The 24,275-nt window shown below is 35.9% G+C and carries 26 protein-coding genes; 16 read left to right on the top strand and 10 right to left on the bottom strand.

Going from position 1 to position 24,275, the window contains the following annotated elements:
• Window positions 1-105 precede the first annotated feature (105 nt).
• The 4 genes from BLT30_RS18305 to BLT30_RS00240 all read left to right on the top strand — a co-directional run bounded on the left by BLT30_RS18305 (window position 106) and on the right by BLT30_RS00240 (window position 4,803).
• Window positions 106-2,103 (top strand): alpha/beta hydrolase, encoded by a 1,998-nt coding sequence (locus tag BLT30_RS18305; RefSeq protein ID WP_245707081.1) that lies wholly within the window; start codon window positions 106-108, stop codon window positions 2,101-2,103.
• 22 nt (window positions 2,104-2,125) lie between these two features.
• Window positions 2,126-3,982 carry a glycoside hydrolase family 13 protein gene (locus tag BLT30_RS00250; protein ID WP_089870403.1) on the top strand — a complete coding sequence of 619 codons (1,857 nt, stop codon included), beginning with the start codon at window positions 2,126-2,128 and terminating at the stop codon, window positions 3,980-3,982.
• 125 nt (window positions 3,983-4,107) lie between these two features.
• Complete coding sequence (locus BLT30_RS00245) at window positions 4,108-4,455, top strand: DUF2200 domain-containing protein (protein ID WP_089870401.1); 348 nt, start codon at window positions 4,108-4,110, stop codon at window positions 4,453-4,455.
• Between the two features lie 3 nt (window positions 4,456-4,458).
• The gene (locus tag BLT30_RS00240) at window positions 4,459-4,803 is read left to right on the top strand and encodes a hypothetical protein (RefSeq protein ID WP_089870399.1); all 345 of its coding nucleotides are present in this window, start codon (window positions 4,459-4,461) and stop codon (window positions 4,801-4,803) included.
• 85 nt (window positions 4,804-4,888) lie between these two features.
• Here the strand turns inward: BLT30_RS00240 and BLT30_RS00235 are convergent, their stop codons facing one another.
• A complete protein-coding gene (locus BLT30_RS00235; RefSeq protein WP_089870397.1) occupies window positions 4,889-5,383 on the bottom strand; it encodes an SRPBCC family protein in 495 nt (164 codons plus the stop codon).
• 190 nt (window positions 5,384-5,573) lie between these two features.
• On the opposite strand from BLT30_RS00235, the gene BLT30_RS00230 reads away from it, so the two are divergent.
• The gene (locus BLT30_RS00230; RefSeq protein ID WP_089870395.1) at window positions 5,574-7,115 is read left to right on the top strand and encodes a sensor histidine kinase; all 1,542 of its coding nucleotides are present in this window, start codon (window positions 5,574-5,576) and stop codon (window positions 7,113-7,115) included.
• A gap of 136 nt (window positions 7,116-7,251) precedes the next feature.
• On the top strand, window positions 7,252-7,941 hold the full coding sequence (locus tag BLT30_RS00225) for a response regulator transcription factor (protein ID WP_089870393.1): 690 nt from the start codon (window positions 7,252-7,254) through the stop codon (window positions 7,939-7,941).
• A 100-nt stretch (window positions 7,942-8,041) separates the two neighbouring features.
• Here BLT30_RS00225 and BLT30_RS00220 read toward each other — a convergent pair whose 3' ends face one another.
• Window positions 8,042-8,836, bottom strand: a complete 795-nt coding sequence (locus BLT30_RS00220) for a murein L,D-transpeptidase catalytic domain family protein (protein ID WP_089870390.1) — start codon at window positions 8,834-8,836, stop codon at window positions 8,042-8,044.
• Between the two features lie 193 nt (window positions 8,837-9,029).
• On the opposite strand from BLT30_RS00220, the gene BLT30_RS00215 reads away from it, so the two are divergent.
• Complete coding sequence (locus BLT30_RS00215) at window positions 9,030-9,797, top strand: amidohydrolase (protein ID WP_089870388.1); 768 nt, start codon at window positions 9,030-9,032, stop codon at window positions 9,795-9,797.
• Window positions 9,798-9,895: 98 nt separating this feature from the next.
• On the opposite strand, the gene BLT30_RS00210 is transcribed toward BLT30_RS00215, so the two are convergent.
• The 3 genes from BLT30_RS00210 to BLT30_RS00200 all read right to left on the bottom strand — a co-directional run bounded on the left by BLT30_RS00210 (window position 9,896) and on the right by BLT30_RS00200 (window position 12,489).
• Window positions 9,896-10,198 (bottom strand): thioredoxin family protein, encoded by a 303-nt coding sequence (locus BLT30_RS00210; protein ID WP_089870386.1) that lies wholly within the window; start codon window positions 10,196-10,198, stop codon window positions 9,896-9,898.
• Between the two features lie 142 nt (window positions 10,199-10,340).
• Window positions 10,341-11,750 (bottom strand): MBL fold metallo-hydrolase, encoded by a 1,410-nt coding sequence (locus BLT30_RS00205; RefSeq protein WP_089870384.1) that lies wholly within the window; start codon window positions 11,748-11,750, stop codon window positions 10,341-10,343.
• Between the two features lie 238 nt (window positions 11,751-11,988).
• Entirely contained in the window at window positions 11,989-12,489 is a 501-nt protein-coding gene (locus tag BLT30_RS00200; protein ID WP_089870382.1) for a hypothetical protein, read from the bottom strand.
• Between the two features lie 277 nt (window positions 12,490-12,766).
• Between BLT30_RS00200 and BLT30_RS00195 the strand changes: the two genes are divergently transcribed.
• Together BLT30_RS00195 and mutS are read left to right on the top strand one after the other, a co-directional pair.
• Window positions 12,767-13,639, top strand: coding sequence for a cupin-like domain-containing protein (locus tag BLT30_RS00195; protein ID WP_089870380.1), 873 nt, complete (start codon window positions 12,767-12,769; stop codon window positions 13,637-13,639).
• Between the two features lie 93 nt (window positions 13,640-13,732).
• The gene (gene mutS, locus BLT30_RS00190; RefSeq protein WP_089870378.1) at window positions 13,733-16,288 is read left to right on the top strand and encodes a DNA mismatch repair protein MutS; all 2,556 of its coding nucleotides are present in this window, start codon (window positions 13,733-13,735) and stop codon (window positions 16,286-16,288) included.
• 2 nt (window positions 16,289-16,290) lie between these two features.
• Here mutS and BLT30_RS18130 read toward each other — a convergent pair whose 3' ends face one another.
• The gene (locus tag BLT30_RS18130; RefSeq protein ID WP_175487108.1) at window positions 16,291-16,467 is read right to left on the bottom strand and encodes a hypothetical protein; all 177 of its coding nucleotides are present in this window, start codon (window positions 16,465-16,467) and stop codon (window positions 16,291-16,293) included.
• Between the two features lie 86 nt (window positions 16,468-16,553).
• Between BLT30_RS18130 and BLT30_RS00185 the strand changes: the two genes are divergently transcribed.
• From BLT30_RS00185 to BLT30_RS00175, 3 genes are read left to right on the top strand one after another with little or no spacing between them, the layout of a single operon-like run.
• Entirely contained in the window at window positions 16,554-17,045 is a 492-nt protein-coding gene (locus BLT30_RS00185) for a TlpA family protein disulfide reductase (RefSeq protein ID WP_089870377.1), read from the top strand.
• A 12-nt stretch (window positions 17,046-17,057) separates the two neighbouring features.
• Window positions 17,058-17,675 carry a thioredoxin family protein gene (locus BLT30_RS00180; protein ID WP_089870375.1) on the top strand — a complete coding sequence of 206 codons (618 nt, stop codon included), beginning with the start codon at window positions 17,058-17,060 and terminating at the stop codon, window positions 17,673-17,675.
• 56 nt (window positions 17,676-17,731) lie between these two features.
• Window positions 17,732-18,112 (top strand): ribosomal maturation YjgA family protein, encoded by a 381-nt coding sequence (locus BLT30_RS00175; RefSeq protein WP_245707080.1) that lies wholly within the window; start codon window positions 17,732-17,734, stop codon window positions 18,110-18,112.
• Here BLT30_RS00175 and BLT30_RS00170 read toward each other — a convergent pair.
• A complete protein-coding gene (locus BLT30_RS00170; RefSeq protein ID WP_089870371.1) occupies window positions 18,099-18,425 on the bottom strand; it encodes a bacteriophage spanin2 family protein in 327 nt (108 codons plus the stop codon). The genes BLT30_RS00175 and BLT30_RS00170 overlap by 14 nt on opposite strands.
• A 49-nt stretch (window positions 18,426-18,474) precedes the next feature.
• A complete protein-coding gene (locus BLT30_RS00165; protein WP_089870369.1) occupies window positions 18,475-19,686 on the bottom strand; it encodes a BaiN/RdsA family NAD(P)/FAD-dependent oxidoreductase in 1,212 nt (403 codons plus the stop codon).
• Between the two features lie 111 nt (window positions 19,687-19,797).
• On the opposite strand from BLT30_RS00165, the gene BLT30_RS00160 reads away from it, so the two are divergent.
• The 4 genes from BLT30_RS00160 to BLT30_RS00145 all read left to right on the top strand — a co-directional run bounded on the left by BLT30_RS00160 (window position 19,798) and on the right by BLT30_RS00145 (window position 22,582).
• Window positions 19,798-20,301, top strand: coding sequence for an acyl-CoA thioesterase (locus tag BLT30_RS00160; RefSeq protein WP_089870367.1), 504 nt, complete (start codon window positions 19,798-19,800; stop codon window positions 20,299-20,301).
• A 61-nt stretch (window positions 20,302-20,362) separates the two neighbouring features.
• Window positions 20,363-21,418, top strand: coding sequence for a thiamine-phosphate kinase (gene thiL / locus BLT30_RS00155; RefSeq protein ID WP_089870365.1), 1,056 nt, complete (start codon window positions 20,363-20,365; stop codon window positions 21,416-21,418).
• Window positions 21,419-21,464: 46 nt separating this feature from the next.
• Complete coding sequence (locus tag BLT30_RS00150) at window positions 21,465-22,271, top strand: M48 family metallopeptidase (protein WP_089870363.1); 807 nt, start codon at window positions 21,465-21,467, stop codon at window positions 22,269-22,271.
• A 35-nt stretch (window positions 22,272-22,306) separates the two neighbouring features.
• Entirely contained in the window at window positions 22,307-22,582 is a 276-nt protein-coding gene (locus BLT30_RS00145; protein ID WP_245707079.1) for a hypothetical protein, read from the top strand.
• Here the strand turns inward: BLT30_RS00145 and BLT30_RS00140 are convergent, their stop codons facing one another.
• Entirely contained in the window at window positions 22,583-23,428 is an 846-nt protein-coding gene (locus tag BLT30_RS00140; RefSeq protein WP_089870361.1) for an AraC family transcriptional regulator, read from the bottom strand.
• Window positions 23,429-23,646: 218 nt separating this feature from the next.
• Window positions 23,647-24,270, bottom strand: coding sequence for an outer membrane beta-barrel protein (locus BLT30_RS00135; RefSeq protein WP_221405565.1), 624 nt, complete (start codon window positions 24,268-24,270; stop codon window positions 23,647-23,649).
• Between the last annotated feature and the right edge of the window lie 5 nt (window positions 24,271-24,275).

Genomic DNA, 24,275 nt, shown 5'->3' with positions numbered 1-24,275 from the left:
GTAATTTCCTAGTCTGTTTTTTGTACAGAATAACCTGTCGTTTGTCCAAAAGCCTTGTAGTAAAAGGAGAGGAGGAATATTTTTGTTCAAAATTCAAATTAAAAAATGAAACTTCCAATTCAATTTTCACTTTTATTTTTAGCATTTCTTTTTCCGATTTTAGGATTCGGTCAGGAAAATAAAGCGACGCTTGAAGCTGTAGAATATCTGAAGCAACATCCAAAAAATCCAAAAGATTATCTAATTTCTAAATTCAGGAATTATCCTCTCGTTTTGTTGGGAGAAGACCACGCTGTGAAAGAAAACCTTGATTTTGTCAAGAGCATTATTCCGGATTTATATCAGGCAGGCGTTTACAATCTCTGTATGGAATTTGGTGCTTTTGAAAAGCAAAAAGAGCTGGATGAATTGCTGAATGCAGAAATATTTGATGAACGAAAAGCTAAAGATTTGTTCTTTTATTACAATGTCGGCTGGGCTTACAAAGAATATTTTGACATCTACAAAGCGGTTTGGGAATTCAATAAAACCTTAAAACCTGATGCGAAAAAATTCCGAATCGTCAATCTAAGTTATCAATACCGTTGGGAAAACTTCAAAGGTGGCGCAAGAACGCCCGAGAATATGAAAGCGGTTTTCAATCTTGGAACGCCTGACCAGTTCCGAACTGAAATTATCAAAAAGGAAATCATTGATAAAAATGAAAAAGCTTTGATTTATATGGGACACGTTCACGTTTTCACAAAGTACAGAATGCCAATCCTGAAAGTAAACAATGATGATTTCTGTGATTATGATGACGGAATGGTCGGAAATCGTCTGTATAAATTAATGCCCGATAAGGTTTTCAATATGATGTTCCACACACCGATGTTTTCCAAAACGCAATACAATCCGGCTTATGTTTCGCCTGCGAACGGAGAACTTGAGAATGCGCTTCAGAAACTCAATTATCCGCAGATTGGATTCGATTTGATTAATACGCCAGTCGGGAAACTTTCGGACAATAGTTTCTTCAGTTTTTGTCATTCTGATTTCAAAATGGAAGATTTTTTTGACGGTTATATTTTCCTCAAACCGTTTAAAGATTTGACAGGTTGTACTTTCGATGAAGACTTTTTCACAGGAAAAGACTGGACTTACATTGAGAACAATTTTCCGGACCCGGATTGGAGAAAGCCAAAAAATCTTGACGAATATAAAACAGCCATCAAGAAATATGTCGATATCAAAGACCGCTACAAAGATGTCATTCAGACTTCGATTCCTGCTGTGAGTTCTGGTAAAATCCTAATAATCAATCAATTTCCTTCGAAATATGTTGCTCCGAGAAATGTAGATATCTGGTTGCCTGAGAATTTTAACCCGAATAAAAAATATGCTGTTCTCTATATGCACGACGGACAAATGCTTTTTGACGGTTCAATCAATTGGAATAATTCCGAATGGAAAGTGGATGAAAATTACACAGAACTCAGAAAAAAAATCAAACTGAAAGACTGCATCATTGTCGGATTATGGAATACCGGAGCAACCCGACATTCAGAATATTTTCCGCAAAAAGCTTTTGAAAGTTTATCTGAAGAATTGCAAAATCAAACGCTTGAAAAATATTTTCTGGGAAAAATTCAGTCGGATAACTATTTGAAATTCATTGTACAAGAGGTGAAACCTTTTATTGATAAAAATTATCCAACTCTGAAAGACAGAGACAATACTTACATCGCCGGTTCCAGTATGGGCGGACTGATATCCATGTATGCGATTTGCGAATATCCAGAGATTTTTGGTGGTTCAGCTAGTCTTTCGACTCATTGGATTGGAATCACAGACCTTTTGAATGACGAAATCCCTTCTGCTTTCGAAAATTATCTCAGACAAAAACTTCCAACCCCGAAAACGCACAAAATCTATTTCGATTTTGGAACGGAAGGATTGGACGGTCATTACGAAAAATATCAGAACAAAGTTGATTTGATAATGAAAGGAAAAGGCTTTAACAAAAATAATTGGACAACCAGAAAATTCGAATCGGCTGACCACAGCGAAAATTCCTGGAGCAAAAGATTCTCAATCCCATTGGATTTTCTTCTGAAAAAATAACAATCTCAAATTCAATTATAAAATGAAAAAATCACTTGTAATACTTTTACTCTTCATCAGTTTCAATCTCATTCTTTCTCAAAAGATTGAACGGATTGAACCTGCCAATTGGTGGATTGGAATGAAAAATAATTCGGTCACTTTATTAATTTATGGCAAAGATATTTCAGATTTACAGACTGAGATTTCTTATCCCGGAGTTACTATTACTGAAAATAAAACGGTTGAAAACAAGAACTATCTTTTTCTGACCTTGGAAATCAGTCCTGAAGCAAAAGCAGGAACTGTAAAAATCAAATTTTCAAAGAATAAAAAAGTAGTTCTGATAAAAGATTTCCCAATTTATGCACGGGAAACAAACAGCGCCAATCGGGAAAGTTACGGTTCAAAAGATGCGGTTCTTTTGATTGTTCCGGATAGATTTTCGAATGGTGATGAAAAAAATGACATCATAAAAACAACTTTGGAACAAAAACTTGATAGGAATAATGAAGACGCCAGACATGGCGGTGATATTCGGGGAATCATTGATCATTTGGATTATATTCAGTCTTTAGGTTATACTCAGATCTGGAACACACCTTTGATTGAAAATGATGAGCCGACCTATTCTTATCACGGTTATGCGGCGACTGAATTTTACAAGATTGACCCAAGATTTGGAAGCAATGAAGATTTAAAAAAACTGTCAACGGAAGCTAAGAAAAGAAACATCGGATTGATTTGGGATGTTGTGCTTAATCATTGTGGCTCAGAGTATTATTTTGTCAAAGACTTGCCAGAGAAAAGTTGGATCAATTATCCTGATTCGGAAAATAGAATAAGAACCAATCATCTTAAAACCACCATCACAGACATCTACGCAACCGAAATTGACAAGGAAGAATATCTCAATGGTTGGTTCGATGGCCATATGGCAGACCTCAATCAGAAAAATCCTTTGTTGGCAAAATATCTGACCCAGAATATTATTTGGTGGATAGAATATGCCGGACTTTCCGGATTGCGTGTGGATACCTACTCTTATTCTGACAAAAATTTCCTGGCGGATTGGACCAAAACCATTCTCGAAGAATACCCTAAAATGAACATCGTTGCCGAAGAAATGTCAAGAAACATCGCGCAGACCTCTTATTGGCAAATCGACAAGGAAAACAATGATGGTTACAAAAGTTATATGCCGATGATGATGGACTTTTCCATTAATGATAATATCGTTTCTGCACTTAATGAAAAAAGTGGTTGGTTTTCGTCCTGGAGAAAAGTTTATGAAGGTGTCGCAAATGATTTCCTTTTTCCACATCCTTACAATCAACTGATTTTTCCGGACAACCACGATCTGGACAGGTTCTATTCCCGTCTCAATAAAAATTTTGATGATTGGAAGCTTGGGATTGCAATGTATATGACGATGCGCGGGACACCTCAGTTTTTCTACGGAACAGAAGTTTTGATGACCAATGATAAAGCAGGAAGCGACGGACAACGAAGAAGCGATTTCTATGGAGGCTGGAAAGGTGATTCTAAAAATGCTGTGACAGAAGTAGGATTAAATAATGAAGAAAAAGAAGCGAAGAAATATTTTTCGTCTTTACTTAATTGGAGAAAAACAAGTGATGCGATTGCCAATGGAAAATTCAAACATTATGCACCTACAAATAATGATGTTTATGTTTACTTCCGATATACAGACAATCAAAAAGTGATGATTTTGCTCAATAAAAATAATGATAAAGTAACGCTTGATATTAATCGATACAAAGAAATGATTCCTAATAACTTCAATGCAAAAGATGTTATCTCCGGAAAAGATTTTAGCTTTAAGAATACAATAGATATTCCTGCCAAAACAGCGATGATTCTGGAAATCCGAAATTAAAATTCATTTTTTGTAAATTCGCAGCAAGATTACTGAAACTCTGGTTTAAATTTTAGCCAGAGTTTTGGTTTTATTTTAGTTCTTCGCTAAACGATTATTGAGTACAACATCGAATAATTAATAAGATGAAAAACACCAGAATTTACAAAATGTCTTTCGCCGGCATTTATCTGCATTACATTGCAAAGGCTGAAAAGAAAGGCAGAACCAAGGCTGAAGTTGATGAGATCATCTTTTGGCTGACAGGTTATGATTCTGAGAAACTTCAGAACATTATTGATAATAAAGTGGATTTTGAAAATTTTTTCGCTGAGACTGATATCAATCCGAATGTTTCAAAAATAACTGGTGTGATTTGTGGTTATCGTGTAGAAGATATAGAAGATGAACTGATGCAGAAGATTCGTTATCTGGATAAATTGATAGACGAATTGGCAAAAGGGAAATCTATGGACAAAATTTTAAGGAAATAAAAAATGACAGAATCCGAAATCTGGAAAAAAATAGAACACTTTTTTGAAGTTAACTTTCAAACAGAGAAAAATCCTCCAATAGAAACTTTTCTATTCATTATTGGTGTTCAGGAGTTAGGAAGTGGACAACAGAAATTTACGAAAGATGATAAAGTCAATTTGGTTCACATCGCAGTTTGCAGATTGCTGGAGCCTTTTGGTTATTACAAATTCACGCATTATGAAGATGGCTGGCCACAATTTGAAAAGTTGGACGACCTTCCTGAATTGAAACCCAATGAACAATCGCTATTAATGAAAAAAGCGATCATCCAATATTTTATTGACGAAGAGATTTCCTTGGATTAAAGTTTGATTCTCGCAGAATTAGCAGATGACACAGATTTTTTTTAAGTTATTATCTTCAAAATCTGCTTAATCTGCGAGAAAATTATCAAGATTGATTTTTTTCCAAAATATCCTCCAACTGATTCAATCCCATTTTGAAACCTTCTTCAAAACCCATTTCGAGAAGCTGATTGAGTTCTTCTTGTGAATTGAAATGCAGATTGAAAGTCATTCTTGTGCCTTCATCGATTCCTGTGAAGCCAATCAGCCAAGAAGTTTGTGGTAAATCTGTTTTAATTTTTCCTTTGTCGTCCGCAAAAGCATCTGTCCAAGCAATACTTCTGTGAGGCATTATTTCACCATAACTGGCTAAGGCAAATTCTTTTTCTCCATCGGGACCTTTCATCGCATATAACCAAATTCCATTTTCACGAAAATCCATTTTTTCGGTTTCACATTTCCAAGGTTTTGGCGCCCACCATTGGTCAATCAATTCTGACTTTGTGAAATAATCCCAAAGCGTGGAAACATCGGCTTTGTAAACTTTCATCACGTAAACTCCGGTTTCTGAGTCCTTATTAAAAACAATTTCTGAGTTCATAACTTTTGCTTTTTTATAACAACTAATTATAAAAAATCACACCAAACTTTTCTTATGGCAACATATTTGATATTCACAATAAAATGTTAAATCTTTTAATTTTAAGAAATATTTAATAATTACAGCCCGTTATTATTGTTGAGATATTCTTAAAAAGAGTAATTTTAACTTTTCAAACTTAAAAAAACATATGAATAACAAGTTTATTCCTATTATATCTGTATTTATGACAATTTCCTTGGTGGTTTTCGTCTCTTTGCAGTTATATTGGATTAAAGAATTATATACTTCGCTTGAGCAGGATTTTTCTAATAAGGTTTATTCTGCATTAGAAACTTCAACTCAGAAAGTAAATCAAATCGAGGTCAACAAATATTGGAATGAAACATATAACAATGTTGGAAAAGAGGTTTTAGCTTCTAAAAATCAACCAACTAAAACTTATATCCAGCAAAGTTCTGATTCTGCAAATCGTTCGAATATTCTTTTCCAGACGAGTATTGTTGAAAAACAGAATATTCCGGTTTCGGCCAAAGGCGATACTTTGTACACCACAAAGCTTTACAAAGACGAAGGTCAGTTAAAACTGAAAAGAAACAATCCCGAGCCACTGACAACTAACATCAGCCGAGACCTTGACAACAATTCTTATCAGATGAAGGAATTTGCGCGTCTAAGTGCAACCAATCTTCCGATAGAAAAACGTGTTGACAGCAAAACCATTGATTCCGTTATTTCAAAAGAATTGAGACTCAAAGGAATTGACACAAAATTTGGTTACGGCGTTATCAACAAAACCAATCAGTTGACGACGGTTGCAAACAATATTTACCTAGACCAAAAAGATAAAACGAATTACACTTATCCGCTTTTCACAGACAGCAAAGACAGAACGCTCTACACACTTGCAATTGTTTTTCCTAGAAAAGATTACTCTTTGGTAAAGCATAATTTGCCGATGTTGTTGGGAACTTTTATTTCGCTATTAACGATTTTGGGGATTTATATTATCTCTATCAATTATATGATGAGACAGAAAAAGATTGCTGAAGTCAAGACTGATTTCATCAACAATATGTCTCATGAGTTCAAGACACCCTTGGCGACGATTTCTGTTGCAACGGATTCTTTGGCTAATGATAAAATCGCAACTGACCCTGATAAAGTCAAATACTATTCAGGACTCATAAAACAGGAAAACCTGAGGATGAAAAAGCAAGTGGAAACAGTCCTGAATATGTCAAAACTGGAAAGAAACGAAATGCCTCTTCATCTGAAAGAAACCAACGTTCGAGAATTGATAAAAAGCGTTGCCGAATCTTTCCGATTGATTGTTGACCAGAGACAAGGAACTTTAATCACAGATTTTAATGCTACGAAATACAATTTCCTGATTGATGAGTTTCATATTTCGAATGCTTTGATCAATCTTCTTGATAATGCTAACAAATATTCTCCTGAAACACCTGAAATAAAAGTTAGCACGAGAAATGAAGGAAACTGGTACGTGATAGAAATTTCCGACAAAGGAATGGGAATGGAATCAACCAACAGAACCAAAATATTTGAAAAATTCTTCCGGGAAGAAACCGGAAATGTCCATAATGTAAAAGGACAAGGACTTGGATTGTCTTACGTGAAAAAGATTATTGAAAACCACAAAGGTCAAATCCACGTAGATTCTCACAAAGGAAAAGGAAGCACATTCACCATAAAACTTCCTATAATATAAACAACTAATTGATTTGAATGAAGCAGAACTAAAACGTAAAGGAAAAAATCGAAATCAAGTTTTAAACAACCAATCAAAATATTACTAAAACGAAGAATCAAGATTTCTTCAATTTTAATTATTAAATCAAAAAGCTATGAGCAACAGAATATTATTAGTAGAAGACGACCAGAGTTTTGGCGCAGTTCTTAAGGATTATTTGACAATCAACAACTTCGAGGTGACATTAGCAACCGATGGAGAAATAGGACTGAAAGAGTTTACGGAAAAGGAATTCGATATCTGCATTTTCGATGTAATGATGCCGAAAAAAGATGGATTTTCTTTGGCAGAAGATGTGAAGAAAATTGATAAAAACACTCCCATCATTTTCTTGACTGCAAGAAATATGCGTGAGGATATCCTGAAAGGCTATCAATTGGGAGCGGATGATTATATCACAAAACCTTTTGATACTGAGCTACTTCTTTACAAGATCAAAGCAATTCTACAAAGAAGTGCTGTTTTGGAAAATGAAGACCAAGAGCAGTTCAAAATCAGTAATATCTTCTTCGATTCTATGTTAAGACAACTAAGAGTTGGCGAAAACGAATACAAGCTTTCTCCAAAAGAAAACGAACTTCTGAAATTGCTTTGCATCCACAGAAACGACTTTATGCCGAGAGATTTGGCATTAAGAAAAATCTGGAAAAAAGAGAATTATTTCACAGCGAGAAGTATGGACGTTTACATCGCAAAACTGAGAAAACTTCTGAAAGATGACGAAGGTTTGGAAATCATCAACGTTCACGGAGAAGGTTTCAGACTATTAGTGAAAAACCCATAAAACAAAAACCCTTCAGAAATTCTGAAGGGTTTTTTATTTTTATAATCTTGCAGATTGATAATAATCGGCTAAATCTGCACAATCAACGAGAGTTTACTTTTTAATTCGTTGCCATATTCTGTTTTGGAGTATCAAGGATCGAATCGGTTTTTTCAGCATTTTTCAACCATTGAGAACTTGCCAGATAATTCTGGTCCGGGAAATAAATAAACAGACACGTTCTGTTTTTTATCGTATTGATGATTGGTTTTGCCAAACTAGTCGGAACCGCCGGACACCCCCAGCTTCTTCCTAATCTCTTTTCAGATTTGATGAAATCTTCGCTCACATATTTTGCACCGTGCATCACGATACATCTTTCAAGAGCCGCATCGTTATAACCTCTATCCATCCCGAACAATCGCAAAGAATAGCCGTTGTCACCGTTATAGGTCTGCTCTGTAACGTAAAAGCCCATACTCGACTGATGCGAATCTTCTGTGTTGGAAAAATTGGTAGCGAACTCCTCGCCTGTCCCTTTCCCGTGTGCAACTAATGTATTGAATAACACTTTTTTCTCACCCAAATCTATGACCCAAAGGCGCTTCCTGTTGGAAGATAAACTAAAATCACAAACCGAAAGCAATTTTGCTGACGGTTCCAGTTTTCCGGAACTTTTCAAATTTTGGAATCCTAAATAAGCTTTTTCAAAGACTTCAAAATTCAATGTTTCATCGGTGAACTGCAGTTCTTTATAGATTTCTTCTGCTGGGTTTTGTGGTGAGAAATTCTTTTTTGGACTTAGTTTGATTTCTTTTATCATCGTTTTGGAGTAAGAATGGTTCTCAGAACTCGCAGGATAAAACGAAGTGGTTATTAAATAAACTAAGCATAACAATAATGGGAATTTCTTCATTAATTAATAATATTAGGTTTTTATTTTAGTGGGTCAAAATTATATATAAATCATTTTCAATAGATTACAAAATTATTTTTTAACGATTTTTTAGTAAACTTTAACGCAATTGCTTATTTTTTGAACGATTTTTATTAAGACTTTATTATGATTAAGATTTTTAAAATGATAAATTGCATTAAACTTTCGAAGTATGTCAACACTTAAAATTGCAGGTCTCAACCTCGATATTTCTTGGAAAAATAAAGAACAGAATTTCAAACAAATTGAAGAACAATTCGCTTCAACTGAAGCAGATTTGTTTCTACTTCCTGAGATGTTTTCTACAGGATTTTGCATGGAAGCCGAAGAAGTTGCGGACAGGAATGAGGAATCCCTAACCTGGATGAAATCCTTTGCTAAAAGCAAAAATTCGGCAGTTGCAGGAAGTGTTTCCGTGGAAGAAAATGGGAAATTCTATAACCGATTTTACTTTGTTTTTCCCGATGGAAGTTTTGAATATTACGACAAAAGACATTTGTTTTCTTATTCCGGAGAAGATAAAATCTACACCGCTGGAACAGAGCGAAAAATTATTGATTATAAAGGGTTTAAAATTCTTCTGCAGGTTTGTTTTGATTTGCGTTTTCCAGTTTTTTCTAGAAATAAGAATGACTATGATGCAGTTTTTTATGTTGCTAATTGGCCTAAATCCAGAGTTGAAGCTTGGAAAGCTCTTTTAAAAGCACGTTCGATTGAAAATCAAGCTTTTCTATTTGGATTAAATCGAATTGGAACAGACGGCTATAATCTTAAATATGAAGAAAGTTCATTAGTCTATTTCCCTGACGGAAAAGAAATCTTCGAACGAAAACATAACCTCATCATAACCGAATGGAATTTGGATGAATTAAAGGAATTTAGAAACAGATTTCCTTTTTTGAATGAAAGAGATGAATTTGGGATAATTTATAACAAATAATTATTTCACAATATTTGTCATTCCGTAGGAATCTAAACTGTTGAATTTGCATTTGTTTGAGATTCCCTAAGGAATGACAAACTTTATGTCTTTTATTTTTAACTAGAATATTGCTCCAGCAACCCCACCAGCGAATTAACATCGTGGACTCCACTTTCTTTCCAAAGCAGTTCTCCCTTTTTGAAAATCGCTAAAGTTGGGACTCCACGAACACCATTTTCTGATGCAATAGACGGAAATTGGTCAACATCAATTTTTACGATTCTTGCTTTTTCTCCAACTTGTTCTTTTACAGAATTCAAAACAGAAGACTGCACTTTGCAAGGTTGACACCAAGTGGCAAAAAAATCAATCAGAACCGGACGTTCAGATTGAATTAGTTCTTGAAATTTTTGTGACATAAGAAAAGATGTTATAAGTTGTATTTGATAAAATCTACAATTTTGTCATTCTGAGCGAAGTGAAGAATCTCTATTCTGCGACATAGATTCTTCATTCCACTTTGTTGCATTCAGAATGACAAAACGCGAAATAAATTTGTTTCTACAAAGTTTTACTTTGGCAGACAAAATTGCTCAAAGGAAACTTCTCTGTTTTCTTAATCGCATTGAATCCGCCATCAACCTCAGTGAAATTCCTATAACCTCTTGACTGCAATATACTTGCCGCAATCATACTTCTGTAACCTCCAGCACAATGAATATAAAAATGCTCGGCATTATCTAACGAATTAACCCAGTCATTGATGTAAGCCAAAGGTTTGCTGTAAGCTTCGTTGATATGTTCTGCTTCATATTCCGTTTCTTTTCTAACATCGATAACTTTCACATTTTCAGAAAATTCATTAGCAAATTCTTCCGCTGAGATTCTTCTGATTTCGTCGGTTTCTTTTCCGGAATTTTTCCAAGCGTCGAAGCTTCCGTCCAAAAATCCTAAAACATTATCAAATCCAACTCTGCTCAATCTCGTTATCACTTCCTCTTCTGTTCCTTCGTCAGAAACCAAAAGAATAGGCTGTTGAACATCCACAATCATCGCTCCAACCCAAGGCGCAAAATCACCTTTGATTCCGATATTGATAGAATTCGGAACAAAACCTTTATGAAAAACAGATGCACTTCTTGTGTCCAGAATCAAAGCTCCGGTTTCTTCTGCTAAAGTTTCAAAATCTTCAACAGACAAAGGATTATTTCCTTTTTTCAGAACTTGGTCAAAACTTTCGTAACCGCCTTTGTTCATTGCGACATTCATCCCAAAATATTTTGGTGGTGCAGTTAATCCGTCAAGAACTTCATTAATAAAAGATTCTTTATCTGGTTGATTCAGAGCATAATTGGTTCTTTTTTGATTTCCCAAAGTGTCAACAGTTTCCTTCTGCATATTCTTTCCGCAAGCAGAGCCAGCACCATGAGCAGGATAAACCGTGATAGAATCATCTAAAGGTAAAATCTTGGTTTGAAGACTCTCATAAAGCATTCCAGCCAAATCTTTTTCATCGATTTCGCCAGCTTTTTGAGCCAAATCAGGTCTTCCAACATCACCTAAAAATAAGGTATCACCAGAGAAAATAGCCGTTTCTTTTCCATCTTCATCTATCAGAAGAAAAGTCGAACTTTCCAAAGTATGTCCTGGCGTATGAAGAACTTTAATTTTGATTTTTCCTATCTTGAAAACCTGATTATCTTCTGCAATAATTGCATCAAATTCTGGTTTCGCCGTTGGTCCGAAAACAATTGGAGCATTGGTTTTTTTAGATAGATCCAAATGTCCCGAAACAAAATCGGCATGAAAATGCGTCTCAAAAATATATTTGAGTTTGACTTTATCTTTCTCCAAACGTTCAAGATAAGGTTTCACTTCTCTTAGCGGGTCAATGATCGCCGCTTCATTTTCAGAAACAATGTAATATGCTCCTTGCGCAAGACAGCCTGTATATATTTGTTCAACCTTCATTTGGATATCTATAGATTTTAATCAAACTTTTATTTGGGATGTTATTTTGGGTTACAGTTTATAATACAAATATGAGGTTATTTGGATTAACTATAAATAATTTTTTGAAAGATATTATGAATAATTTCGATTTGAAATTAAACAAACGTTCAAACTCCTGCTGATCATCAAAAAATAAGCCGCATGAAATTGCGGCTTTATGATATATGGCAGATTTTAATTTAAAAAACTTTCATTATTATCGTACCAATGCCCAAATTCCAATACCAACGCCGGCATAAGCCACAACAGTAATGATATCAGCCACTGGCTGGGAGAAACGTCTTTCTGCTATCGTTGACTGGTCAATCTGGTTCTTATGGAATTTGAGGATCTTTTTTGGCTTATGGATAACGTGGGCAACTAAAGTATCACTTTCCCATTTATCAACCTGGATCTTATACGGCTTACCTCCAACTTCTATTTTAAAGTATTTATTGATCTCCAACTTTTCCTGAATGCTCATCGATCTAGGAGCCTTATCTATTGTAGTTCTATTTTTTTTCGTGCTACCCGGTTCAATCGCAGATACATTTGCCTGAACATTTGCAATAGCTTTTGTTGCAACAGGTTCATCCATTTGTTTTGTACGTATTTGCTGCGTATTTTTTGCTGTTGTTTCATTTTCTGATTTAACCCTATAGGTATAACAGCTTATCAGAGAAAATGATAATATAAGGAGGTAAAGATGTTTTTTCATTAGCCAAATTTAAGAATTAAACGTATAATTTTTGATTTTCTTTTAATGAAACCTATTTTTTAGTCACTTAAAATAAAAATATTTTCAGTTCAATTGGGATTGAAAATATAAGGATTTTCGGAATTTGAGTGTTCTCATGTCACTTTTAAGGCTGATGATCTCAACATTTGGGGTTTTATTTTAAACAGCATTTAGAATTTTGATTTTTATTAATTTTTAAAAAGAACATTTTATTAGAATTCATTTTTATTATTTTTATTGAATCAAAACAATTAATATGATCCTGAATCCTGTTGACGTTGTAGAACACATTGATAAAGAAGACTTTCAAAAGAAATATTTCAAACCCCACAAACCGCTTTTGATAAAAGGTTTCGCAAAGCAATGGGGGGCTTATGAGAAATGGAATCTTGATTACATCCGGGAAAAAGCGGGCGAACAAATTGTTCCAATATATGACAACAAGCCCGCCGATGCCAACAAAAGTTCTGATACGCCAGCAACGGAGATGAAAATGAAGGATTATATCGATACCATAAAAAATAAACCTTCTGACCTTAGGATCTTTTTTTACATCATCACTGACAAATTACCAGAATTATTAGAAGACTTCACTTATCCAGATTTGGGAATGAAGTTTTTCAAACGGCTTCCCACCCTATTTTTCGGAGGAAGTGAAGCGCATGTTCTGATGCATTACGACGTTGATCTGGGGGATTTTTTCCATATTCATTTTGGAGGAAAGAAAAGGATTTTACTTTTTGACCAGACTCAAAACGAATTGCTTTACAAAGTTCCCTTGTCTGTCCATACGATAGAAGATATTGATTACGACAATCCGGACTACGAAAAATATCCTGCTTTGAAATATGCCGCAGGAACAGAAATCCTGATGGAACACGGCGACGCTTTGTTTATTCCTGGTGCTTTCTGGCATTACAACCGTTACCTGGAACCAGGTTTTTCCTTATCTATCAGGGCGTTGCCTAATCGTCCTTCAAAGTTTCTGAGTATGCTTTATCACGTTTTCATTATGCGATACACGGATAAGCTGATGCGAAAAATCTTCAAGGCAAAATGGGTAAAATATAAAGAAGAATGGGCCTACAGAAAAAGTTCCAAAGCTTTGGAAAAGTTGAATAAAAAATAAATTTCCGCAAAATATCCTTCTCTTTTCTGCATATTAATTTCGTATTTTAGCGCTTCTAAAATCAGGAAATTGGCAAAGAAAGAAACTCCGTTAATGACGCAATACAATACCATCAAAGGAAAATATCCTGATGCATTATTGCTGTTCCGCGTGGGCGATTTCTACGAAACTTTTGGACAGGATGCGATAAAGACTTCGCAGATCCTTGGAATCGTTCTGACCAAAAGAGCCAATGGCGAAGGTCATATTGAACTGGCCGGATTTCCGCATCATTCGGTGGATTCTTATCTTCCAAAATTGGTAAGAGCGGGAATGCGTGTTGCCATATGTGACCAATTGGAAGACCCAAAATCGGTAAAAGGCATTGTAAAACGTGGTGTTACGGAATTGGTGACTCCAGGAGTTACTTTTAATGACCAGGTTCTGACTTCTAAGAAGAATAATTTCCTGCTTTCTCTTCATAAAGAAAAAGAAAAGTATGGAATGGCGCTTGTGGATGTTTCAACAGGTGAATTTCTTGTGAGCGAGGGAAATTTGGAGAAATTACTTCACATTGTTCACACCTTCGACCCGAACGAGATCATTTATCAGAGAACTCTGGAGATTCCAAATCAGTTGAAAAATAAAAATGTTTTCAAGCTGGAGGATTGGGCGTTCAAATATCCTTATGCTTACGAAAAACTGACTTCGCATTTTAAGACACAATCTCTGAAAGGCTTTGGAATAGAGGAACATAAACTGGGAATCACTGCTGCTGGAGCGATTTTCGCTTATTTGGTTGAAGACACACATCATTCACTTTTACAACATATTACAAGAATCCAAGTGATTCCTCAGGATGATTATCTGATGATGGACAACTTCACACTAAGGAATCTTGAAATCGTTTATTCTGCCAATCATCAGGGGAAATCGCTTCTCGATATTATTGACAAAACCTGCACGCCAATGGGCGGAAGATTGTTGAGAAGACGTCTGATCTTACCTTTAAAAAATATTGGTGATATCAACCGAAGACTGAATCTGATTGAATTTCTGAATAAAGAAGATTCTTTAAAATATGACATCAAGGATTTGCTGAAAGGCATTTCTGATCTGGATAGATTAATAGGAAAATTGGCCGCCGAAAAGATTTCACCGAAAGAATTAGGTTATCTCCGTCAAAGTATCATTAACATTAATGAAATAAGAAAAAAACTTCTGAATTTTCCGGATGTTCTGGCCTGGATTGACCCTTTTATCAACTTGGAAGAATTAATCCATCTGATCAATGGCCATTTGAATGACGAACTTCCTGTGAATATTAATAAAGGGAACGTTATCAAGGAAGGAATTTCGGAAGAACTCGACCATTTGAGAAATCTTCAAAGCAAAGGCCGTGGTTTCCTGGACGAAATGTGCCAACGTGAAATCGAAAGAACTGGAATCACAAGTTTGAAAATTGACTTCAATGGTGTTTTCGGTTATTATATCGAGGTCAGAAACACCCATAAAGATAAAGTTCCGGAAGACTGGATTCGGAAACAGACTTTGGTCAATGCCGAACGATACATTACCGAAGAACTTAAGGAATACGAAAGCCAAATCCTAGGCGCTGAAGAAAAGATCGGAAAGCTGGAATTGGAACTTTACCGAAATGTCTGCGAAAATGTTCTGATCTACATCGACCAATTGCAGGAAAACTCGAAACTGATTGGCGAATTGGATTGTGCCGCCGGATTATCAGAATTGTCTGTTGAAGATAATTACACCAAACCGATTCTGAATGATTCTTTCTCGATTGATATCCAGGAAGGACGACATCCAATCATTGAAAAATCGCTTCCACTTGGCGAATCTTATATCCCGAATGATGTTTTTCTGGACAGGGATTCTCAGCAGATCATAATGGTTACCGGACCGAATATGGCCGGAAAGTCCGCAATTCTGAGACAAACTGCGATTATTTCTCTACTGGCCCAGATCGGAAGTTTTGTTCCTGCGAAACACGCTGAGATTGGAACATTGGATAAAATTTTCACAAGAGTTGGTGCGACGGATAATTTGTCTGCCGGTGAATCGACTTTTATGGTAGAAATGAATGAAGCGGCGAATATCCTTAATAATATCTCAGACAGAAGTTTGATTTTGCTAGACGAAATCGGGCGTGGAACTTCCACTTACGACGGTGTTTCCATTGCGTGGGCCATTGCTGAATATCTTCATCAGCATCCGACCCAGCCAAAAACTTTGTTTGCAACCCATTACCACGAACTGAACGAAATGTCAGTCAACTTCGAGAGAATCAAAAATTTTCATGTTTCAATCCAAGAAGCGAAAGGCAATATTATTTTCCTCAGAAAATTGATTTCCGGCGGAAGTGAGCATAGTTTTGGTATTCACGTGGCGAAGTTGGCAGGAATGCCTTCCAAAGTGGTCAATCGTGCGAATGAAATTCTCAAAACGTTGGAGTCCAACAGAACAACTCAGGATTCCGGAGAGAAAATAAAACGAGTGACCGAAGAAAATCTTCAGCTTTCATTCTTTCAATTGGATGACCCTGTACTGGAAAACATCCGTGAAGAATTGACTAAAATCGACATCAATACGTTGACACCTATTGAAGCGTTGATGAAGCTCAATGCAATCAAAAAGATGATTGGGAAGTAATATTATTTTACGCCTACCGTATCCACTTTTTTGTCCGTTGAAAGTGCTGCAGAATCTACACCTTTATTTCTCATATGTTCTGCGCTATGGTCGTCTTTCCGTTGTTCACGTTTGTCTTTATCCGGAACACAACTGATAATTGATGATGACAATATTCCGATGAATAATAGCTTTTTCATAATCATAAGATTTGGTTGATAATTAATGGTCAAAAATCAAACCGAAACAATTTTTTCTTAATTAAATTCTTTTATTACCTTTGAGTATGAAGACTTTAGTAAAAATTCTCATATTAATTTTCCCTTTTGTGATGAATGCTCAGATTCAAACTGATGTTTCTTTGATCAAATATGAAGATTTGGAAAAACGCATCAATCAGGAAAAAGATAAGTTTCTTGTTGTTAATTTCTGGGCAACGACCTGTGCGCCTTGTGTTAAAGAATTACCACATTTCATCGAGGTTAACAACAAATATTCTAAGAATCTTAATTTCAAAATGCTTTTGGTTTCCTTGGACATGGCGAGAGATAAGGCAAAGGTCATCAACTTCATCAAAAATAAAAATCTGAACGCTGAAGTTGTGATTCTGGATGATAATAAAAGAATGAACACTTGGATTCCGAAATTCCAGGACAATTGGGAAGGCGAGATCCCGGTAACTTTTTTCTATAAAAATGGGAAAAAAGTGTTCTTCAACAATGGCGAAATATCTTTGGAAGAATTAGAGTCTGCAATTACTAAATATTACAATCCATAAAATATTAATATTATGAAAAAAATAAAATGGTTTTCGTTTGGTTTAATCTTGATTTTGGGGTTACTGAGTTTCACAAAAGTTTATGATTCTGGTTACAAGATTGGCGATGAAGCCACAGATTTTAAACTGAAAAACGTGGACGGAAAAATGGTTTCCTTAAGCGATTATAAATCTGCAAAAGGTTTTATTGTGATTTTCACTTGTAATCATTGTCCATACGCCAAGAAATATGAAGACAGGATCATTGCGCTTGATAAAATGTACAAAGACAAAGGTTATCCTGTGATTGCCATCAATCCAAACGACCCGGCAGTTCAGCCACAGGACAGCTTTGCGGAGATGCAGACCCGAGCAAAGGAAAAAGGATTCACGTTTCCTTATTTGGTGGATGAAGGTCAGAAAATCTATCCGATCTACGGTGCTACAAAAACGCCACATGTTTATATTTTGAAAAAAGAGAACGGAAAAAATATTGTGAAATACATTGGAACGATCGATAACAATTATGAAAATCCAAATGACGTTTCTGATTATTATGTTCAAGATGCTGTGAACCAGCTTTTGAAAAATGAACCTGTCAAGACCGAGAAAACAGTCGCGATTGGCTGTACGATCAAAGTAAAGAAATAAAAAAACCGAGGTAATAATTACCTCGGTTTTTTGTTATGACTTATAAAAACAATTCCGTGAAAATTAATTTTAAATTCGACTACAAAAACCTTATCATCGCCGTTTTCATTTTTCTTGTAGAAATTCTGATTGCAACAAAACTCAAAGATCTGTTTTTTGTAAGAGCATATCTTGGCGACGTTTTTGTTGTAATGTTGATATACTATTTCATCAAAGCCTTTTTTGGCTTTAATTCAACAAAACTGATCATCGGAATTTTTATTTTTTCCTGTATGATCGAGTTTGCCCAGTATTTTCACTTCGGAGAATTGATGGGCTTCAAAGATAATCGGATCATGATGATCGTCCTTGGTAACTCTTTCAGTTGGCTGGATATTCTTTGCTATTTCGCAGGATGTCTGATTTTATACCTCATTACAAAAATTAAATTGGAATAAAAATAACAGCCGCAACAGCTGCAAGACCAATTAAAACAGATAAGATAACATCCGGTTTCTTGATGTCTCTTACTTCGCTTCGTTCGATTTCTACCATCTCTCCAGCTTTGTTCTTACCATAGATCTTCGTCGCATCTACTTTTATGATCTCAAGTTTTTGAGATTTGGCATCTTTGGTCTGAATCGTATATTTTTTATAAAGCTCTAAAGTATTGTCATACATGGGCTTATTAGGTGTTACAACTCTGGTCTGGCAAGAGATCATTGTAATAAGAATTGATAAAACCAAAAAAATTGTTTTAGGAAATTTCATTATGTTATAAAATAAATAAATATGGGTTCAAATTTAATAAAATATTTCATCATCTAATATTAATATGTTGAGCAATCAACCAAGCTTCGCTCCAACATGCCTGGAAGTTAAAACCTCCGGTAACAGCATCTATATCAAGAACTTCGCCGGCAATATAAAAATCTGGAAGGATCTTTGACGACATATTTTTAAAATTAATTTCTTTCAGGTCCACGCCTCCTGCTGTCACAAACTCATCTTTAAAAGTTGATTTTTCGATAACCGAAAATCTTTTTTGACAAATATACTCAAAGATCTGATCCATTTCCTTTTTTGAAAGATTTGCCATTTGCTTTTCAGGGTTTATTTTGTTAACCTCAAGAACCTTATTCCAGAAACGGTTCGTTATATCATATATTTTGGACTGGCCAACAGATTTTTTAGGATTATCATTCTTAAAGTTTTTCAGTATTTCTTCTGCCTCAGAAATCGACTTTGAAATAAAATTGACCTCAATATCAAATTTATATTTCAGTTTGGCAAGAGTTCTTGCTTCCCAAGCAGAAAGTTTTAGAACGGCAGGACCGGAAAGACCCCAATGCGTTATCAAAAGAGGGCCGGATTCCTCAGTTTTAAGGCTCGGGATTTTGATCTCAGCATTGTCGAAACTTGTTCCCGGAAGATCTTTTAAAAGGTCGTCTTTGATGTTAAATGTAAAAAGAGACGGAACAGGTTCTATGATGTTGTGCCCAAGATTTTCAATAATCCTCAACGATTTTGGAGAACTACCAGTTGTATAAACGACAACCTCAGCTGTGTAGCTTTCCGATTTTGTTTTAATGAAATAAAGATCTTCATCTTTGATGATCTCAGAAACAGAAACTTGATTCTTGATCTCAAAACCTTTATTTCTTACCTCATTGATCAAAGCGTTCATTATACTTTGAGAAGAATCTGTCGTTGGGAAGATCCTGTTATCCTTTTCAATTTTCAAGGGAACGTTTCTGGATTCAAACCAATCCATTGTATCACCAGGCTGAAATTTGGTAAACACACTCAGCAGCTCTCGATTCCCTCTCGGGTAAAAACCGACCAGCTCTCTTGGGTCAAAACAAGCATGGGTCACATTGCAACGTCCGCCTCCGGAGATCTTAACCTTTTGTAAAACATCCGAATTTTGTTCGAGAATTGTGACATAGAATTTTTTCTCGTCAAGATTGGCAGCTGTGAAAAAACCGGCAGCCCCTCCTCCAATAATGATTACTCTTTTCTTCTTTGACATTAATTACAATTTCTATAAAACCAATATGTCGTTTTGTATTCGATGCACAAAATTACATTTTTAATATCCACCTCAAATGGTTATTTTTGAAGAATATTAAAATCGAAAAGAATGTCTGTTTATTACCATAAATTCGAAGTAAGATGGAGCGATATAGATGCCAACCGTCATCTTGGAAACTCTACTTATGTTGACTATTGCTCGCAAACGAGAATGGCTTTCCTTAATAAAAATAAAATCGGCTTGACGCAGCTTAATCGTTGGGGCGTTGGTCCTGTAATGTTGCACGAGAGGTATTCGTTCTTCAAAGAGATCTATGCCGATCAGACGGTTTTTGTAGGGTTGGAGGTCGCAGCGATGTCAGAGGACGGGATGATCTATCAATTCGTTCACAAGTTTTATTTGCCAGACGGAACACACTGTGCAACAGCCGAAGCAACTGGCGTTTGGATCGATATGATGCTGAGAAAAACAACAACGCCGCCCGAAGACATTATTTTGGTCATGAATGAGTTCAAATCTGAAAATGTGCAGACCATCTCCAGAGAATTCTTGAAGACATTGCCTTTCCGTCCAGAAAATATTGATACATCTCTTTTAGAGAATTTTAAATAAATTTTCAAATCAATGATATTTAGTTTATCATTAACCACCTATAATTCATCATTAACTAATTATGCTCGAAGATAAATCACAACAATTAACGCCCATTTCCAAGCTTGGAGAATTTGGATTGATAAAACATTTGACAGAGAACTTCCCAATCGTTCAGAGCTCTACAAAACTTTCAATCGGAGACGATGCGGCCATTATTGATCCTGAAAATCAAAAAATTGTAGTATCAACGGATATGCTGGCAGAAGGTGTCCATTTCAATTTGGGTTATGTTCCGTTAAAACATTTGGGTTACAAAGCAGTTGTTGTCAACCTCAGCGATATTGCTGCGATGAATGCTACTCCGACTCAGATTTTAGTTTCTGTTGCTGTTTCCAATCGTTTTCCTGTGGAAGCTTTGGAAGAGATCTATGAAGGAATTGCATTGGCTTGCAACAGATACAAAGTTGACTTAATTGGCGGAGATACAACGAGTTCAAATGCCGGACTAGTGATAAGCGTTACAGCTATCGGACTTGAAAATGAAGAAAAAATTGTTAAAAGAAGTGGCGCAAAACCAAACGATCTTCTTGTTGTGACCGGAGACCTTGGAGGTGCTTATCTTGGTCTTCAGATCTTGGAGAGAGAACATTCTGTATATTTGGCAAATCCGAATATGCAGCCTGAAATGGAAGGCTATGATTATATCCTCGAAAGACAATTAAAACCTGAGGCAAGAACCGACATCAAGAAAAAATTAGAAGAACTGGATATCTTACCAACTTCTATGATCGATATTTCTGATGGATTGGCTTCGGAAGTTTTACATCTTTCCGATCGATCGAAAGTCAGTTTCAATGTCTATGAAGAGAAATTGCCAATGGATGAGACCACGATCCATACGGCCGATGAATTGAACCTTAACCCTGCAATGGCAGCACTTAACGGAGGCGAAGATTATGAGTTGTTGTTCACAATCTCTCCTGAGGACTTCGATAAGATCAGGAATCATCCGGATTTTACAATTATTGGCCATGCAACAGAAGATGGGCAAGGTAATTTCCTTGTCGCAAGAGGTTCTAATCAATTGATCCCATTGACTGCACAAGGCTGGGACGCTTTCCTCAATAAAGAATAACTTTTGGAATAAAACTTGTAAAACACATTCATATTAAAAAAAAACGATGAAAATTTTAAAAATTTCTTTTTATGCTTTGTTTGTATTGGGTCTCACTGCTTGTGTTACCAATCCGATCACGGGCAGATCTTCTATCCAGATCGCAAATAATTCTGAGATAGCAACAGCTGCCGCATCAGAATACAAAACCACCTTATCTAGTTCTAAGGTCATTACCGGAACAGCAGATGCCAATAGAGTGAAAAATGTGGGTGCGAGGATTAAAAATGCGGCCTATACCTATTATAAAAGTATCGGTAGAGAAGCTGATCTTGCAAATTACAGTTGGGAGTTCAATCTGATTCAAGATGCGCAACTGAATGCCTGGTGTATGCCTGGCGGAAAGGTGGCTTTCTATACGGGAATAATGCCTGTTTGTAAAGATGATAACGGTGTCGCTGTAGTAATGGGTCATGAGGTGTCACACGCTTTGGCAGGACACGGAAATGAAAGAATCTCTCAGGCCATGATTGCCCAATATGGAGGAAGTATCCTTAGTGGATCGATGTCCAACAGCCAATGGGCTGGTGTTTTTGAAAAAGTTTATCCTGTAGGTGCGCAAGTCGGACTTTTGGCCTATGGAAGAAAACAAGAGTCTGAAGCTGATAAGATGGGATTAATATTGATGTCGATAGCAGGTTATGACCCTAGAAGTTCAACATCTTTCTGGCAAAGAATGCAAGCTTCATCATCAGGCAGCAAAACTCCGGAATTCTTATCTACCCACCCAAATCCAGAGAACAGAATCGCCGACCTGAATGCAGAAATGCCAAAAGCTCTCGAATATTATAAGAAAGCCGGCGGAAAGCTATAAATTTTTGCTTAATTTTAAACTAACAAAAATTTAAAATGATGAAAAGTTTAGTTGTAATTGGGCTGGTATTATTAGGGCTTGGAGCATTGCTCTTTTATCTGAATGATATGGCCATTGACCTAAGAGTCGTTTATGGCGCCCTTTCCGGAATAGGGATCGGATTGATTATTGGAGGCCTTGTAGGCTATGTCAGTAAAGGAAATGCCGTAAAGGAAGCCAAGATTCGACAAGAATTCAAACTTTTACAAAAAGAAAAAGCTGAATTGGAAAAACAACAGTTAGATAATAATCTAAACAGTGGAAATATATAGTTAAAGACTTCTTATGAACTGACCGGGTGTAGTCTTGGTATATTTCTTAAATATCTTATTGAAATAAGTAATATTATTAAAACCTGTAGCATAGCAGCTTTCTGCTATGCTTTTTTCTTGCGACAACAATATGCAAGCTTTGTCGATTCTATATCTGTTGACAAACTCAACAAAAGTTAGTGATGTTGCCTTTTTGAAAAAATTGCAGAAAGCGGGTTTAGTAAGGTTGGCAAGTTCCGCCGCTTGTTGTATATCCACTTCATTCTGATACCCATTTTCCACATAGGTGAAAACAGCTTCCAATCTTGTTCTGTTTCTTGAAACAATGGTATATGGCATTATTTCAGTATTCATTAATTCAAAATCTTCTGTTTTTGACAACTCAAAAAGAAGATCAAGTAACAAAAGATATCTTGTATAACCACCTGCTTGGGTAATCAATTCCAGTTTCGGAATGATCTTCTTTTTAACATCAGAAGAAAACAGAACTCCATATCTTGACATTTCCAAGAGCTTTTTTATCAAGCTACTATCAGGTTCACCTTCTGGCAATGATAAAATCTCTTCCCGAAACTGAATCACGATCTCTTCATGAGGATCGGTCGCATTAAGGCCTAATCCAGAGTGGGGAATATTGGAACCGATCAATGCTAAAGCCCCATCTTCGAAATGGCTTTTATGGTAACCTACGTGTCTTGTCCCTTTGCCCTTCAACACACAAACAATCTCAATTTCAGGATGATAATGGTATTGCCAGTTAAGTTCTGAGATGGGAATATCCTTGATGTGTAATACTCGGAAAGAGCTATTTTCGTCTGGCGAAATATGTTCAAGAATGACTTTCATTCCAGTTAATATTAATTTTAAGCAAAAATAAGCAAAACATATTAATATTGTTCTGTTTTTTATTTATTATGTTAAAAGAAAATTGAAGTATAGCTTATACATTTGTATAACAAAATCAATCTCTCACAAGAATTGACTTTGTAAATTTTTAAGGTCTATATATGAAGAAGGCTGGAAAGTTAATTTCCAGCCTTCTTATTTTATGGGTCAAAGCAGAATTAGTTAAAATTATAACCAATACCTAGGATGAACATACTTGGTCTGTTATCGTATCTGATTTCAGTATTATCTCCAGCTACAGTGCTGATGAATTTTCTCGAATCTTTAGAAAACGCACCTTCAAATCTTGCATTAACTACAAATTTAGATAAAGTAGCCTGCGCTCCAAACTGGTAACCTACTGTAAATTCTTTGGTTGCATTTTCCTTAAAATCTTGGAAGGTATTATCCGTTGTAAGGTTATAAGATGCAACAGGACCTGCAAATGCAGCGAGTTTCCCCAATAGGAAATTATGTCCTACCATTACAGGAACATCAATTCTGTTACTTTTGGCTTCGATGTTTACAGAGGCTCCATTAACATTAGCAGTTGCTTCATTTTTAATAGAAGTGTAATAAATTTCTGGCATTACAAACCAACCGCCAACAGGTGACCCAATTTTAAAAGCAAGACCCGCATTGAAACCGGTGTTTTCCTTCTCGCCGTTTACAGTTCCTTTAAAATTATCCCAGCTTGCTGAGGAAGTATTGAAAAGCGCATTGGCCCTCAGTCCTACTGTAATTTGCGAATAAGCCATTATTCCTAAAAATACGGCTAGTGTACTAATTAGTTTTTTACTCATTTTAA

Origin of the sequence: Epilithonimonas hungarica, from assembly GCF_900102265.1 — a bacterium.
Taxonomy (GTDB): domain Bacteria; phylum Bacteroidota; class Bacteroidia; order Flavobacteriales; family Weeksellaceae; genus Epilithonimonas; species Epilithonimonas hungarica.
Note: the sequence above shows the minus strand (reverse complement) of the source record. Positions and strands in the feature narration are given on the sequence as shown.